Source organism: Puerhibacterium sp. TATVAM-FAB25 (assembly GCF_046535855.1).
Lineage (GTDB): Bacteria > Actinomycetota > Actinomycetes > Actinomycetales > Cellulomonadaceae > Puerhibacterium > Puerhibacterium variabilis_A.
Genome location: NZ_JAXUAK010000009.1, coordinates 135,319 through 149,454 on the forward strand (window position 1 = coordinate 135,319; position 14,136 = coordinate 149,454).

General features: G+C 78.5%; 14 protein-coding genes. 7 read left to right on the top strand and 7 right to left on the bottom strand.

The window, feature by feature from the left end; genetic code table 11:
• The first annotated feature begins 42 nt into the window (after nt 1–42).
• The 6 genes from U5M74_RS10440 (at nt 43) to U5M74_RS10465 (ending at nt 5,944) form a co-directional block, all read left to right on the top strand.
• Nucleotides 43–645 carry a 50S ribosomal protein L25/general stress protein Ctc gene (locus U5M74_RS10440; RefSeq protein ID WP_410908768.1) on the top strand — a complete coding sequence of 201 codons (603 nt, stop codon included), beginning with the start codon at nt 43–45 and terminating at the stop codon, nt 643–645.
• A gap of 142 nt (nt 646–787) precedes the next feature.
• Nucleotides 788–1,390: an aminoacyl-tRNA hydrolase gene (gene pth / locus U5M74_RS10445; protein WP_410908770.1), complete on the top strand. Its 603-nt coding sequence runs from the start codon at nt 788–790 to the stop codon at nt 1,388–1,390.
• A gap of 71 nt (nt 1,391–1,461) precedes the next feature.
• Entirely contained in the window at nt 1,462–2,073 is a 612-nt protein-coding gene (locus U5M74_RS10450; RefSeq protein ID WP_410908772.1) for a DUF4190 domain-containing protein, read from the top strand.
• 182 nt (nt 2,074–2,255) lie between these two features.
• Nucleotides 2,256–2,876, top strand: a complete 621-nt coding sequence (locus U5M74_RS10455) for a DUF4190 domain-containing protein (protein ID WP_410908774.1) — start codon at nt 2,256–2,258, stop codon at nt 2,874–2,876.
• 138 nt (nt 2,877–3,014) lie between these two features.
• Nucleotides 3,015–4,637, top strand: a complete 1,623-nt coding sequence (locus U5M74_RS10460; protein WP_410908776.1) for a hypothetical protein — start codon at nt 3,015–3,017, stop codon at nt 4,635–4,637.
• Nucleotides 4,634–5,944: a glycosyltransferase gene (locus U5M74_RS10465; RefSeq protein WP_410908778.1), complete on the top strand. Its 1,311-nt coding sequence runs from the start codon at nt 4,634–4,636 to the stop codon at nt 5,942–5,944. Before U5M74_RS10460 ends, U5M74_RS10465 begins: the two co-directional genes overlap by 4 nt.
• On the opposite strand, the gene U5M74_RS10470 is transcribed toward U5M74_RS10465, so the two are convergent.
• From U5M74_RS10470 to U5M74_RS10495, 6 genes are read right to left on the bottom strand one after another with little or no spacing between them, the layout of a single operon-like run.
• Nucleotides 5,826–7,076, bottom strand: coding sequence for a glycosyltransferase (locus U5M74_RS10470; protein WP_410908780.1), 1,251 nt, complete (start codon nt 7,074–7,076; stop codon nt 5,826–5,828). The genes U5M74_RS10465 and U5M74_RS10470 overlap by 119 nt on opposite strands.
• Nucleotides 7,073–8,080 carry a glycosyltransferase family 4 protein gene (locus U5M74_RS10475; RefSeq protein ID WP_410908782.1) on the bottom strand — a complete coding sequence of 336 codons (1,008 nt, stop codon included), beginning with the start codon at nt 8,078–8,080 and terminating at the stop codon, nt 7,073–7,075. The genes U5M74_RS10470 and U5M74_RS10475 overlap by 4 nt, the downstream gene beginning before the upstream one ends.
• Nucleotides 8,077–9,315: a glycosyltransferase family 4 protein gene (locus U5M74_RS10480; protein ID WP_410908784.1), complete on the bottom strand. Its 1,239-nt coding sequence runs from the start codon at nt 9,313–9,315 to the stop codon at nt 8,077–8,079. The genes U5M74_RS10475 and U5M74_RS10480 overlap by 4 nt, the downstream gene beginning before the upstream one ends.
• Nucleotides 9,312–10,724, bottom strand: a complete 1,413-nt coding sequence (locus U5M74_RS10485; RefSeq protein ID WP_410908786.1) for an O-antigen ligase family protein — start codon at nt 10,722–10,724, stop codon at nt 9,312–9,314. Before U5M74_RS10485 ends, U5M74_RS10480 begins: the two co-directional genes overlap by 4 nt.
• Nucleotides 10,721–11,668 carry a glycosyltransferase gene (locus U5M74_RS10490; RefSeq protein ID WP_410908788.1) on the bottom strand — a complete coding sequence of 316 codons (948 nt, stop codon included), beginning with the start codon at nt 11,666–11,668 and terminating at the stop codon, nt 10,721–10,723. Before U5M74_RS10490 ends, U5M74_RS10485 begins: the two co-directional genes overlap by 4 nt.
• A 51-nt stretch (nt 11,669–11,719) precedes the next feature.
• Entirely contained in the window at nt 11,720–12,883 is a 1,164-nt protein-coding gene (locus tag U5M74_RS10495; protein ID WP_410908790.1) for a glycosyltransferase family 4 protein, read from the bottom strand.
• 123 nt (nt 12,884–13,006) lie between these two features.
• On the opposite strand from U5M74_RS10495, the gene U5M74_RS10500 reads away from it, so the two are divergent.
• On the top strand, nt 13,007–13,918 hold the full coding sequence (locus U5M74_RS10500; RefSeq protein WP_410908792.1) for a glycosyltransferase family 2 protein: 912 nt from the start codon (nt 13,007–13,009) through the stop codon (nt 13,916–13,918).
• A gap of 10 nt (nt 13,919–13,928) precedes the next feature.
• On the opposite strand, the gene U5M74_RS10505 is transcribed toward U5M74_RS10500, so the two are convergent.
• Nucleotides 13,929–14,136: hypothetical protein (locus U5M74_RS10505; RefSeq protein ID WP_410908794.1), on the bottom strand; the 208-nt coding region annotated here is incomplete at its 5' end.

Consider the following 14,136-nt stretch of genomic DNA (forward strand, 5'->3'; position numbering starts at 1 on the left):
TGCTGCCAGCGGCACACCACGCGAACCCGTAGGAGTTGTTCCATGGCCGAGATCAAGCTTGTCGCCGAGGCCCGCACCCAGTTCGGCAAGGGTGCCGCCCGCCGCATCCGCCGCGAGGACAAGATCCCCGCCGTCCTGTACGGCCACGGCACGCAGCCGGTGCACATCACCCTGCCGGGCCACGAGTCGATGCTGGCGCTGCGCCACTCGAACGCGCTCTTCGCGATCGAGCTCGAGGGCGAGTCGCACCTGGCCATCGCCAAGGACGTCCAGCGCGACCCGATCCGCGGCTTCATCGAGCACATCGACCTGCTCGCCGTGCAGCAGGGCGAGAAGGTCGCCGTCGACGTGACGGTGAACGTCGTGGGCGAGTCGGCCCCCGGCACGATCCACCTGGTCGAGGCGCAGACGCTCTCCGTCGAGGCCGAGGCCACGCACCTGCCCGAGTCGGTCGACGTGGACATCACCGGCCTCGAGGCCGGCGCCACCGTCACCGCCGGCGAGGTCAAGCTCCCGGAGGGCGCGACGCTCGTCGTCGAGCCGGAGCACATCGTCGTCACCATCGCCGAGCCGCGCGGCGAGGCCGCCGAGGCCGAGGGCGAGACCGAGGGCACGGTCGAGGAGACCGCGACCGCCGCGGAGTGACCTCCCCGCGGCGGGCACGCCCCGCCGCAGGCCCGGCGTCTCGCCGGACCACCAGCACCCTGGCCGAGGCGCCCGGTACCGTGACGGACCGGGCGCCTCGCCGCGTCCCGCGCTCTTCCCCGCACCTCGACCGAGGAGACCCATGACCGACACGCCCTGGCTCGTCGTCGGGCTCGGCAACCCCGGCGCCCAGTACGCGGGCAACCGGCACAACGTGGGCCAGATGGTGCTCGACCTGCTCGCCGAGCGCGCCGGCGTGCGGTTCTCGCGGCACGCCCGGGCCCAGGCGGTGGTGGGCGAGGGACGCCTCGGCGTGCTGCCGGGCGGGCGCCCGGGCCCGCGGGTGGTGCTGGCCAAGCCCACCACCTACATGAACACCTCCGGCGGCCCGGTGTCCGGGCTGGCGAAGTACTACGGCGTGGAGCCGGAGCGGGTCGTCGTGGTGCACGACGAGGTGGACATCCCGTTCGACACGATCAAGCTCAAGGTCGGCGGCGGCGAGGGCGGGCACAACGGCCTGCGGGACGTCTCCAAGGCGCTGGGCACCAAGGACTACGTGCGCGTGCGGGTCGGGGTCGGGCGCCCGCCGGGGCGCATGGACACCGCCGACTTCGTGCTCAAGGACTTCAGCGCGACGGAGAAGAAGGACCTGCCGATCCTGGTCGACGACGCCGCCGACGCCGTCGAGATGGTGCTCACCGCGGGCCTGCTCGCCGCGCAGGGCCGCTTCCACACGAAGGCCTGACGGCGGCCGCCGGGGGACGACCACCCGCGCCCACCGATGACGCCGGCGCGCGACGCGCCTACTGTGCCCTCATGAGCCGTGAGGACCCGTACACCGTGCCGGACCAGCCCGAGGGGGCGGGCCGGCAGCGCCCGGACGGCGGCCAGGCGGCCGCGGGCGGGCCGGAGCCCGCCGCCCACGAGGCGCCGCCGCCGGGCCCGCCGGGCCCGCCGGGCTATGGGCAGCAGCCGCCCTACGGCGCCCCGCCCGGCCCGTCGCCGTACGAGCAGCCTCCGTACGACCAGCCTCCGTACGACCAGCCTCCGTACGGCCAGCAGGCCGGCCAGCCCCCGTACGGCCAGCCGCCCGCGGCGCCCCCGGCCGGCGCGTACGGCGCCGGGCCCTACGGGTCGCCGTACGGCGGGTACCCGCAGTCCCGGGGCACCGACGGCTTCGCGATCGCGTCGCTCGTCACCGGCATCCTCGGCCTCGGGGTCGTGGCGATCGTCCTGGGCATCGTGGCCCTGAACCGCATCAAGCAGTCGGGCCAGGAGGGCCGGGGGCTCGCGATCGCCGGCATCGTCCTCGGTGCCATCGGCGTCGTCCTCGCGGTGCTCGCGGTGGTGCTGGTGCTCACGGCCATCCAGTTCGGCGGCATGAGCTACCAGTACGACTACGGCGCCCTGGCGGCGCTCGGCGGCTGAGGACCCCGGAGAGCCGGCGGCACGGTGCCGCCGGCTCTCGGTCTCTCCCTGGAATCCCCACAGAACCTCGAGAGCTCCCAGGGGAGCTCCCAGGGACGGCGGCTACCATCGACGCTCCGTCGAGACGGACCCGAGACAGACCGCCCGTCGCGCCCCTGCGCGACGCACGATCCAGGAGCCCCATGAGCCTCGCGCCCGACCGCCGTCCCGCCTCCCCGCCGGCCGTGCCGGTGCCGGCCGCCCGGCAGCCTGCGACCGCCCTCCCGCCCGAGCGCGGGTACGCGGCCCCGCCCGCACTCCGCCGCACGGAGCCCACCGCGGTGGGCGCGCTCCTGACCGGCCTGCTGGGGATCCTCGTGCCGCTGGTCGGCGTCGTGGCGGTCGTGCTCGGCGGGATCGGGCTCGACCGCACCCGCCGGCGGGGCACCCGGGGCCGCGGCATGGCCGCCACCGGGCTCACGCTGGGCTCGCTCCAGGTGATCCTCACCGCGCTCGTGGTCGTGGCGGGGATCGCGCTGTGGAACGCGGTGGGAGACGACGTCGAGCGCGGCCTCGCCCAGGCGAACGAGCTGGCGCAGACCGACTACTCGCTCTCGGACGTGCTCCTGGCGCCCCTCGCCGACGGCGTCTCCCTGGGCGAGATCTCCGAGTGGCTCGGCACCGCGTCCCAGGTGCAGGAGCTCGGCGGCCTCGGCGAGCAGTGCCGGTCGGGCGACCTGGCGGCCTGCCAGAGCGTCGTCGACAGCCTCCCGCAGGACCTGGTGCCCGAGCAGCTGCGGCAGGGCCTGCCTTCCGCCGGCTGAAGTTCCCGCGCGGAACCGCTCGTCACCGACCCTTTCACCCGGGTGAGTTGTCCCCGGCCCCCTTCCCGCGGCGGTGTCCCGGCGCCCTACTGTGGCGAATCCGCGTCGTCAGGTGGCGCGGGACCGGGGGAGGGCCGGATGACGCTTCGCGAGCTCCTTCAGGTGCTCTGGTCGGGCCGGTGGTACGCGCTGGGCGCGCTGCTCCTCGTGGTGGCGGTCGCGTGGGTGTACACGGACCGGCAGACCGTCGAGCACCGCGCCGCGGCCGTGGTCGAGCTGGGCGAGGTCACCTACGGCGAGGAGACCGTCACGCCTGACGGGTCGCCGGACACCGTGACCTCCGCGCCGGTGCTCGAGCGCGCGGCGGAGCTGGTCGGCGGCGAGGAGAACCTGGCCACCGACGGCGTCTCCGCCACGTACGACGAGGCCGCCCGGCGCATGACGGTGACGGTGGTCAGCCCCGACGCCCGCGCCTCGGTGGAGACCGCGAACGCCGTCGCGCAGGCCTACCAGGAGCACCTGCCCGCGCTCATCGACGAGCAGGTCGAGCTCCTCGACGCGCAGATCGACGCCGTGAGCCAGCAGGTCGGCTCGGCCCGCGCCACGCTGCGCGGCCGGGAGGACGACCCGGTGGCCGTGGCCCTCGACGAGGCCGGCATCACCCAGCTCACCGCGCTGACCGGCACCCGCACGGCCTACCTGTCGCTGGTGACCCCGGGCACGGTCGTGGAGACCGCCCGGACCGCCGAGCCGCAGACACCCGCCCGCCTCACGGTGCTCGGCGCGGCGCTCCTGGCCGGGCTGCTCGTGGGCGTGGGCGCCGCCCTGCTGCGCCACGGCCTCGACACGCGGGTGCGCACCTCGGCCCAGGCGGCCGGGCTCGTCCAGGCGCCCGCGCTCGCCGAGCTGACGGGCGTGCGGCGGGCGATGCGCGGCGCGCGCGACGGGCGCATGCCCGTCGCGACCCGGATCGCCACCCCGTTCACGGAGTCGGTGCGCGAGCTGCGCACCGCCGTGCAGGTGGGTCTCGGCCACCGGCACCACGTGGCCATCGTGGTCTCCGCCGCGGACCCGCGCGCCCCGCGCGCGTTCGTCGCGGCGAACCTCGCCGTGTCGTTCGCCCTGTCGGGGCGGCGCACCGTGGTGCTGGCCGGTGACATGCGCCGCCCCCAGATCGAGGCGATGCTCCCGGCGCCGGAGGGCTGGTCCGGGCTGCGGGACGGGCTGCGGCCCACGCGCGTGCCGCACCTCGAGGTCTGTCCCGCGCCGGACGTCGAGCTGGACCCGGCGGACTACCTCGCCACCGAGGAGGCGCAGGAGCTCGTCGCGCGGCTGCAACGGGACGCCGACATCGTCGTCGTCGACGCTCCGCCCGTGCTGGCCGCCGCGGACGCCGCCATCCTCGGCGCCTACACCGACGGCGTCGTGCTGGTGGCCGACAGCGCGACCACCGACCGGACCGTGCTCACGCTGGCCGCCGAGCGGCTGCGCACCACCGGCGTCCCCCTCCTCGGCGTGACGCTCGCGGGCCGGTCCACGAGCCTGCGCACCGACTACGCCACGACCTACGGTGACGCGGACAGCGCGCCGGCGCGGTCGCGGCACGCGGCAGAGGCGGCGACGGTGGGCCGCGTCGCCGACGGCGGCGGTGCCGCCGGTGCCGATGGTGCGGACGCTGCCGAGGGCGCCGGCGCGGAGGCACCGGAGCAGCCGGGCGCCGCGCTGCCGACGCCCCTGCACCCGGCGCGCCGCACGGCGTGACCGTGGGCCGCCCGCTGCGCGTCCTCGTCGTCGGGCACTCCGCCCAGGCCTCCGGCGCCGAGCTGGCGCTCGAGCGGCTGCTCGCCGCCGTCGACCCGGCGCGGGCGCGGGTGCGGGTGCTGCTGCTCGAGCACGGCCCGCTCGCGGCGCGCCTCGCCGCGGCCGGCGTGCCCGTGGACGTGCTGCCGCTGGACCCCGACGCCGCGCGCACGGCGCGCACCGCGGTGGTCGGCGGGGCCGGGGCCCGCCAGGCCCTGCGGCTGGTGCCGTTCGTGGCACGGCTCGCGCGGCACGTGCGGCGGCAGGCGCCCGACGTCGTGGTGACCACGACGCTCAAGTCCCACGTGCTCGGCACGCCCGCCGCGCTGCTGGCCCGCCGGCCGGTCGCGTGGCACGTGCACGACCGCGTCGCCGACGACTACCTGCCGCCGCCGGTGGTGCGCGCGCTGCGGGCGGCGGCGCGGCGGCTGCCCCGCGCGGTCGTCGCCAACTCCGCCGCGACGGCGGCCACGCTGCCGGGCGCGCGCGGCCTGGTGGTCGCCTACCCGGGCTTCGCGCCCGGGCAGGCGCTCACCGCGCCGGAGCAGCACGTCGAGCCGGCGCCGCCGGTGGTGCTGCTGCTCGGCCGGGTGAGCCCCACCAAGGGGCAGCTCGAGCTCGTCCGCGCCGCCGCGCGCGTGCTGCGGGCGCGTCCCGACGCCCGCTTCCGGCTCGTGGGCGCCCCGCTGTTCGGCGCCGCCGACTACGCCGCCGCGGTGGACGACGAGATCGAGCGGCTCGGCCTGGCCGGCCGGGTGGTGCGCGTGCCGCCCGTCGACGACCCGGCCGCGGAGCTCGACGCGGCGACCGTGCTGGTGCACGCCTCGCCCGTGCCGGAGCCGTTCGGCCAGGTGGTGGTCGAGGCCGTGGTGCGGGGGGTGCCCGTGGTGGCGACGGACGCCGGCGGCGTGCCGGAGATCCTCGCCCCCGGCGCGGTCCTCGGCCCGGACGACCACGACGACGCGGACCCGGGCGCCGGCACAGAGGCGCTCGGGCCGCTCGGGCTGCTCGTGCCGCCCGGGGACGTCGACGCGCTGGCCGCGGCCGTCGCAGAGGTGCTCGCCGACCCCGCGGCCGCGCGCCGGCGCGCGGCCGCCGCGCACGCGGACGCGCTGCGGCGCTTCCCCGTGGCGGTGACCGCCGCCGTCGTCACGAGCGCGTGGGAGCGTGCCGCGGCGGGGCGGACGGCGGAGCCGCCGGCGGCTCCGACGGCGGGGCCGCCGACGGGGCGGGCCGGCCTGCGGCGCCGGCGAGCACCGCGGCCATGAGCGCCGCCTGCTGCTCCCAGGTGGGCAGGTCGTCCGGCGGCTCGCGACGCGGCGCCCCCGCGCGCGTCGCGGCGACGACCGCGGCGGGGAAGTAGCGGGCGGGCAGCGCCCGCACCGTCGGGTCCGCCGTGTCGCGGAAGCCGGCCACCGGCGTGGAGACGACCGGCCGGCCCGCGGCCCGGTACTCGTAGAGCTTGAGCGGGTCGAGGCTGTCGGTGAACGCGTCGACCACGTGCGGCACCACCAGCACGTCGGCGTGCGCCAGGTACGCCGGGACCGTGTCGAACGGCCGGGCGCCCAGCAGCACCACGCCCGCGGTGGTCAGGCGCCGTCGCTCGTCCTCCTCGAGCGCGTCGGGGCCGAGCAGCACGAGGCGCCCGCGCACCGCGGCGAGCGCCCCGGCGGTGCGGGCGCACAGCTCGACGTCGAGCCGGTCGGCGTGCAGCGTGCCCACGTAGAGCGCCACGGGGCCCTCCGGCAGGTCGGCGGGCCGCGGCGCCGGGCGCCGGTACGCGGCGACGTCGACGCCGTTGGTGATCAGCTCGACCGTGCGGCCCCGCCCCTTGGCGCGCCGCAGCGCCGGCGAGCAGACCGTGACGGCGGCGGCCTCGCGCAGCAGCCGCCCCTCGGCCTCGGCCAGGCGGGCGGTCTCGACGGGCGGGCGGCGGGCGGCCAGCCAGTCGTCGGTGACGTCGTAGACCACGGGCACGGACGTGACGTCGAGGAGGCTCGCGTAGGCGAGGTCGTTGACCCACAGCACCGCCGGCGGCGCGCCGACGCCGCGCGCAGCGCGCAGCGCCGCCCGTGCCCGGCGGCGGTCGCCGCCGTCGGCCACCTTGCGGGGCACCCACTTGGTGGGCTCGTAGAGCCACAGCCGGTCGGCGCCGGGGAACTCGTTCGCCTCGTAGGGCAGCCGGCGCAGGCCGCGGCCCAGACGCGGCACCGCGCCGCGGCGCAGGGCGTGCAGGGGGTCGACGGGCGGCTCGACGAACAGCACCCGCAGGCCCGGGTCGGCCAGCAGCCGCGAGACGAGGTGCTGGTTGCGCCGCCAGACGCTGTCCCACGGCTCGAGCGAGCAGACCACGAGCCCCCACGGCGGGTGCGGCACCGGGGCGGGGCCGGCGGCGCTCACGCGAGCACGCCCTGGTAGACGGCGCCGGTCGCGGCGACCTGGTCGGCCAGGGTGAAGCGCGTGCGCTGGCGGTGGGCCGCCGCCGCGCCGTACGCCCAGCGCCCGACCTCGTCGTCGGCCAGCGCGCGCAGGTGGTGCGCGGCGGCGTCGGAGTCGCCCGCGGGGAACAGGGCGCGCGGGTCCAGGCCGGCCAGCAGCTCGGTGTGCCCGCCGGCGTCCGCGGCCACCACCGGCAGCCCGTGCGCCATGGCCTCCAGGACGCTGAGGCCCAGCCCCTCCACGGGGCACGGCGCCAGCAGGATCCCCGCGGTGCGCAGCAGCGCCGGGGCGTCGCGGTGGTGGCCCAGGAACTCGACGTCGAGGCCGAGCCGCTCGGCCAGCCGGCGCAGCGCCGGCTCGCGGCTGCCCGCCCCGGCGACCCGCAGCCGCCAGCCCTCGGCGGCGACCCCCGAGGCCGCGAACGCGCGCAGGGCCACGTCGGTGGCCTTCTCCGGCTCCAGCCGCTGCAGCACGAGCACCACCGGCTCGCGCGCCTCGGCGTCCTGCTCGGCGACGTCGACGCCGGGGTGCACCACCGTCGTCGGCCCGTCGACGTGCCGGGCGACGTAGTGCGAGATCGCGATCTGGGCGCGCAGCGGCCGGCGGGCGGTGGCCGCGACGAGCGGGCCGGTGGGCCCGCTGCCGCGCGGCCGCGCGAAGTGGCGGGTGGCGACGACGGCCGGGTGCGGGGACCACAGGGCCAGCCCCGCGGCGACCTCGGCGGCGGTCATGTGCACGTGCACCACGTCGGCGCGCCGGCCGTGGCGGCGCAGCGCGGCCGCGACGTCGGGCATCGACGCGGCCGGCAGGTGCGCCACCCCGTCGAGCTCGCGCGCCATCGCCGCGGGCTCCCCGCCCACCACGACCACCGTCTCGCCGGCGGCGGCCTGGCCCCGGGCCAGCCGTGCCACGTGCCGCTCGACGCCGGCGAACCCGTCCGAGCGGACGGCGTGCAGGATCCTCATCGCATCTCCTCGGCCGGCACCGTCGCCGGTGCCTCCCCCTGGGCCGCGCCCCCTGGCGCACCCTCCCGCGCACCCCCGTGCGCGTCCCCGTGCACATCCTGCCGTGCGTCCCGGGCCGCGTCGGGCCGCACCCGCCGCAACGCCTCGAGGTAGCGGGCCGCCACGGCGTCCCACGTGTGCTCGAGCGCCACGGCGCGGGCACCGGCGCGCAGGCGCTCGCGGCCGGCGTCGTCGAGCGCCGCGAGCGCCCGCACGCCGCGCAGCACCCCGGCCTCCGAGCGCTCGACGAGGTAGCCCGTGACGCCGTCGCGCACCACGGCGGGCGCGTGGCCCACGGGCGTGGCCACCACCGGCACGCCGCAGGCGAGCGCCTCGAGCACCACGAGCGCGTTGGCCTCGTAGGCGCTGGGCAGCACCAGCGCGTCGGCCGCGGCCAGGTACGGCAGCGGGTCGGCCACGCCGGGCGTGGCCACGCGGTCGGCCACGCCGAGGGCGGCGGCCCGGCGCCGGACCGTGGCGACGACGTCGGCCGTGCCGCCGACCGCCGTCAGCCGCGCGCCAGGCAGCCGCGCCAGCGCGCCCAGCGCCAGGTACAGGCCCTTGCGGTCGGGCTCGTGCCCCACGAACACCAGGTGCAGCGCGCCGTCGGGCACGCCCGCGCGCTCGCGCGCCGCGGCCCGCTCGGCGGGCGTGGGCGGGCGGAACCGGTCGGTGTCGACGCCGTTGGGCACGACGACGGTGCGGTCCCGCGTGCGCGGGTGCAGGCGGTGCAGCGCGGCGGCCTCGCCGGCGGTGAGGCACACGATCGCGGCGGGCGGCCACAGGCGGTACCGCACGGCGTCGCGCGCGGTGGTGAACAGGTGCAGCGGGTTGCGCAGCAGGCGGCCCGCGGCGCCCCCGCGGGCGCGCATCGCCACGAGCAGCAGCCCGTGGTTGACGTAGACGTCGCCGCCGAGCACGTCGTTGTGCACGACGACGACGTCGTCCGGGCGCCGCCCGGGCCGCCGGGCGCAGCGGAGGCTGCCGGCGGTCGAGAACCACACGACCCGGGCGGCCAGCGCGAGCCGGCCCCGCAGCCCCGGGCCGGGAGCGGGCAGCCGCCGGCCGCCCGCGTCGTCGAGCGTGAACCGGGCCGTCTCGACGCCGGCGCGCCGCCACGCGGCCTCGAGGTGGTGGGCCACCCCGCCCACCCCGCTGCCCGGCCCGATCTCCGGAGCCACCTGCACGATCCTCACGGCGCCACCTCCGCCGGCCGGGGGCGCGGCGCCGGGACCCGCGCCGGGACGAGCGCCGGGACGCGCCCGAGGGCGCGGTCCGGTGCGCGCCCGCCGACCTCGTCGGGCGTGCCCGACGCGGCGGCGCGCGCGTGCTCCTCGGCGCCCAGGCACACGCCGATCAGCAGGAACGGCACCGACACCTGCACCGCCACCCAGAACAGGTCGAACTGGCCGGAGACGAACCGCACCAGCAGCAGCGTGACCGCGAGGTTGCCGAACCGCGGGTCCATCCGCCACAGCGGCACCAGCCCGCCGACGAACAGCAGGAGGAACCCGGCCAGGCCCACGACCCCGGCGGCCGACAGCATCTCCAGCTCGGCGTTGGGCGGCTGGAAGACGAACTCGGTGCGCTCGCTGGACCACCAGCGCAGCCCCATCCCGAACCACGGGTTGCGCTGCCACACCTCGATCGCGTCGGCGTACCACTCCAGGCGCTGGTTGGCGGAGTTGAACCGGTTGCCCGACTCGAGCTGCTCGCGCACCGCCAGGTAGACGACGTACAGCGCCGGCAGGGCGGCCAGCAGGATGAGCCGGGACCGGCGGCGGTGGGGCTCGCGGCGCAGCGACAGCACGATGACCCCCACGGCCAGCCCGACCAGCGCCTGGCGGGCCTGGGCGCCGAACGCCCCGGCGGTGCACAGCCAGAACGACCCCAGCGCGAACCACCGCGGCCAGCGCACCCACGACGGGCGGGCGTACGCGACGAGCGCCGCGACCGCCAGCAGCATGCCGACGAAGTTCTTGTGCATCGGGTACGGCGTCTCCAGGTACACCGGCCCCGTGTCGCCCGCGGCGAGCTGGCTCGCGGCCTTCGCCAGCGTCAGCAGGGCGATGCCGAGGCAGGGCAGCAGGAACAGCGTCAGCCCGAGCCCCGCGCGCCCGCTGCGGCCCACGGCCCACCCGACCACCAGCGCGCCGCCGACGGACAGCCACGCGTGGAACCACTCCACGGTGTTGGCCAGGTACGGGTTGACCAGCACGGTGAACGCGGTGGCGGCCTGGTAGGCCGCCGACAGCCACAGCAGGGTCCGCATCGGCCGGCTGAAGGGACGCTTCGCGAGCAGGAGCGCCGCCCAGAACGCGGCGAACAGCGCGAAGTCGCTGAGGGACAGGTCGATCCCGCCGCCCCCGACCCGCTCGACCACCACGGACGCCGGCATCGCGAGCACCGGCACGGCGGCCGGCTCGTGCACGCTCAGCGCGACCACGACGAACACCAGCGCGACCACCAGGGCGAGGGTCAGGGACGTCGGCGCGAGCACGCCCACCGCGGCGACCGCGACGGCGCCGAGCAGCAGCACGGCCGCGGTCCCGGTCGCGCGGGGCAGGGCGTGCGCGGCGTGCCGCACCAGGGCGGGCACGCTCACGCGGCCGCCCCGGAGCCCTGCGGCGCGAGCGCGCGCTCCGCCGCGACCGGCCCGCGCAGCACGAGCACGAGCCGCACGCGCGCCGCCGCGCGGTCGGGCCCGAGCACGCAGCGCACCGCCGCGCCCACGACGCCGGCCGCGCGCGCGGCCGCCCAGCCGGCGACGCCGAAGTGCTTGCGCAGGTACCGCTCCTGCGAGGCGCGCACCACGGTCTCGCGCCGCACCGGGTCGCTGCTCGTGGCGGCGCCGACGTGGGTGGCCACGACCTCGGGCACCAGCAGGTGGGCCCAGCCGCGGCGGTGCGCGCGGTAGGCCCAGTCGGTCTCCTCGGCGTACAGGAAGAACCGCTCGTCGAGCCCGCCGACGTCGGCCAGCGCGTCCGCGCGCAGCAGCAGCACCGAGCCGATGACGTACGTGGCCCGGGCGCGCAGCGCGGGCGCCACGCGCCGCAGGACCGCGTCGATCCCGAGCGCCTCGGTCCACGCCGCCAGCGGCGACGGGAACGGCCACTCCACCCGGGCGGGGTGCCCGGCGTCGTCGACCTGCGCGGGGCCGGCGCTCGCGGCCCGCGGGTGCGCGTGCAGCGCGTCCTGCAGCGCGCGCACCCCGTCGGCGGTGACGACGGCGTCGGGGTTGAGCAGCAGCACGTCCCGGCCGGGCAGCTGCCGGTGGGCCAGGCCGTGGTTGACGCCCGCGGCGAACCCGCCGTTGCGGCCCGGGTCCAGGTACGCCGCGCCGGCCGCCTCCGCGACCGCCCGCACCGCGGGCGAGGACGAGTTGTCCACCACGGTCAGCGGCAGGACGCCGGCCAGCGGCTCGAGCGCCCGGCGCAGGAGGTCCGGCGTGCCGTACGCGACCACCAGCACCTCCGGTGCCGGTGCCGCGCCGCGCGGCCCACGGGCCGGGCCGGCCGCGGGGACGGTGTGCGGTGCGCCCACTCCCATGCAGCGATTGTGGTCCAGGTCTCCGGCGGGGCCGAGGCCCGCGCCGCAGGTTCACCCCGGGGCGCCGCCCAGTTCACCCGCCGGGGCGCGGCGCGGTCCGCCCGCCGGCGCCACGGCCCGGGCGTACAGCCGGGCGTACCGCTCGGCGACGGCGTCCCAGGTGCACGCGGCGGCGCGCCGCAGGCCGTCGGCCCGCATCGTCGCCGCCAGGTCCGGGTCGTCGGCGACCCGGCGCAGCGCCGCGCCGAGGGCCGCGGGGTCGTCGGCCGGGACGAGCAGGCCGGCGCCTCCCACGACGTCGGGCAGGGCCCCGGTCGCGCTGGCCACCACCGGCACCCCGCACGCCATCGCCTCGACGGCCACCCGGCCGAACTGCTCGACCCAGCCCGGGGTCTCGAGCGACGGCACGGCCAGCACGTCGACGGACCGGTAGAAGGCCGCCAGGTCCGCGCCGTCGAGCGTGCCGAGGAACCGCACCCGCTCCCCGGCGGGCGCGGCGCGGCGGCGCAGCTCGCCCTCGAGGGGGCCGGCGCCGGCGAGGTCGAGCCGCAGCCGGTCGTCGGCGAGCACGGCGTCCAGCAGCGTGCCGACCCCCTTGTGCGCCGCGAGCCGGCCGGCGTAGCCCACCCGGAACCGGTCCGGGTCGGGCCGCCGCCCGGCGTCGGGGGCGGCCGGGCGGAAGACGGCGGGGTCCACGCCGAGCGGGACGGTCTCCACGGCGCCGGTGGCGCCCTTGTCCCGCACGATGCGGCCGGCGGCGTCGTTGCAGGTGTGCACGCCGGCCGCGCCGCGCAGCGCCGCGCGCTCGAGCCAGCGGAACGGCGGCGGGTAGCGCTTGGGCAGGTTCTGCGCCGAGTACAGCAGGTAGGGCGGCGCGGGCCGGCGCCCCAGCCAGGCGCGCAGCCGCCGCAGCAGCAGCACCTCGGCGGTCGCCAGCGCGAACGGCTCCTCGTGGACGTCCACGACGTCCCACTCCTCGCCCAGCGCGCGCCACAGCGGGCCGGGGGCGTAGACGAACAGCGCCGGGTGCGTGCCGAGCGTGGGCACGCCGCGCACCTCCTCGCCGGGGTCCGGCTCGAGCGGCACGCTGCGCCCGAACTCGTCCCACCGCCGCGCGCTGAGCAGCAGCACCTCGTGGCCGCGGCGCCGCAGGGCGCGCTCGCGCTCGCGCCACTCGCGCACCACCGCGCTGTGCGACACCCGCAGCACCCGCATGCGGTCATTCCCGCACGGCGGGCCGGTGGCGCGGAAGGCGCGCCCGCCAGAATCACCCGCCGCAAGATCACCCGCCGCAAGATCACCCGCCCCGCCGCGCGGGCCGCCGCTAGCGTGGGCGCCGTGGCCACCGAGAGCCCCACCGTGAGCGTCGTCGTCGCGACCAACCGGGGCGGACCGTTCCTCGCCGAGGCGCTGGCGTCCGTAGTCGCCCAGACCGAGCCGGCGCACGAGCTGGTGGTCGTGGACGACGGCTCGCCCGACCCGGGCGCGCTGCGCGCGATCGTCGACGCCGTGCCCGCCCCGCCCGGCCTGCCCGTGCGGGTCGTGCGCACCGCGCCGGCGGGGGTGTCGGCGGCCCGCAACCGGGGCGTCGCGGAGACCGGCGGGGACCTCCTGGCGTTCCTCGACGACGACGACCGCTGGCACCCGCAGCGGCTGCGGCGCCACGTGGAGGCGATGGCCGCGCGGCCCGACGCCGTCGCCAGCTACTGCGCGATGCGCACGATCGACCCCGCCGGCGCCGAGCTCGTCGCCGCCGACCAGTGGGCGGCGGCCGACCGGTGCGACGTCGTGCGCGGGCCGGGCGTGATGCTGCCCAACCTCGTCGTGCGGCGCGACGCGTTCGACGCCGTCGGCGGCTTCGACCCCGCGTACCGCCAGGGGGAGGACCTCGACCTCGTGCTCTCGCTGGCCGCGCGGGGCCCATTCGTGTTCGTCGACGAGGTGCTCGTCGACTACCGCCACCACGCCACCAACACGACGCGCTCCTACCGCGACCTCGCCGCCGGGGTCCGCACGATCCTGCGCGCGCACCGCGCCCGCGCGGTCGCCGAGGGGGCGGTGCCGCTCGTCGCCGCCTACGACGAGCGGCTGCGCGCCAACGACCGGTTCGCGTGGTGGAGCGCGGCGCGGGCCGCGCGGGCGGCGCTGCAGGAGCGCCGGGTGGGCGTGGCGCTGGGCGACGCGTCGTGGGCGGTGCGGTTCGCCCCGACGGCGCCGGTGACGGCGCGCCGCCGCCCGGCCGCCCGGTAGCGCCGGCGGCTCAGCGCGCCGCGTCGGCGCGCAGCGTGCGCGGGTCGGACCGGCTCACGCGCGGCAGGTCCGGGTCGACGCGGGTCAGGCGCCAGCCGAGCGACCAGCTCACGCGCCAGCCGACGTCGGCCAGGTCACCGAGGCGGCGCACCTTCACCGCCTTGCTCGTGACCCGCCCGAGCCTCGCCGCGACGCGCCCGGCGCGCGCGCCGGCACGC

Excerpts from the sequence above, each read along its gene's own strand:
- U5M74_RS10440 (WP_410908768.1), top strand. The coding sequence starts at position 43 with ATGGCCGAGATCAAGCTTGTCGCCGAGGCCCGCACCCAGTTCGGCAAG.
- pth (WP_410908770.1), top strand. The coding sequence starts at position 788 with ATGACCGACACGCCCTGGCTCGTCGTCGGGCTCGGCAACCCCGGCGCC.
- U5M74_RS10450 (WP_410908772.1), top strand. The coding sequence starts at position 1,462 with ATGAGCCGTGAGGACCCGTACACCGTGCCGGACCAGCCCGAGGGGGCG.
- U5M74_RS10455 (WP_410908774.1), top strand. The coding sequence starts at position 2,256 with ATGAGCCTCGCGCCCGACCGCCGTCCCGCCTCCCCGCCGGCCGTGCCG.
- U5M74_RS10460 (WP_410908776.1), top strand. The coding sequence starts at position 3,015 with ATGACGCTTCGCGAGCTCCTTCAGGTGCTCTGGTCGGGCCGGTGGTAC.
- U5M74_RS10490 (WP_410908788.1), bottom strand. The coding sequence starts at position 11,668 with ATGGGAGTGGGCGCACCGCACACCGTCCCCGCGGCCGGCCCGGCCCGT.
- U5M74_RS10495 (WP_410908790.1), bottom strand. The coding sequence starts at position 12,883 with ATGCGGGTGCTGCGGGTGTCGCACAGCGCGGTGGTGCGCGAGTGGCGC.
- U5M74_RS10475 (WP_410908782.1), bottom strand. The coding sequence starts at position 8,080 with ATGAGGATCCTGCACGCCGTCCGCTCGGACGGGTTCGCCGGCGTCGAG.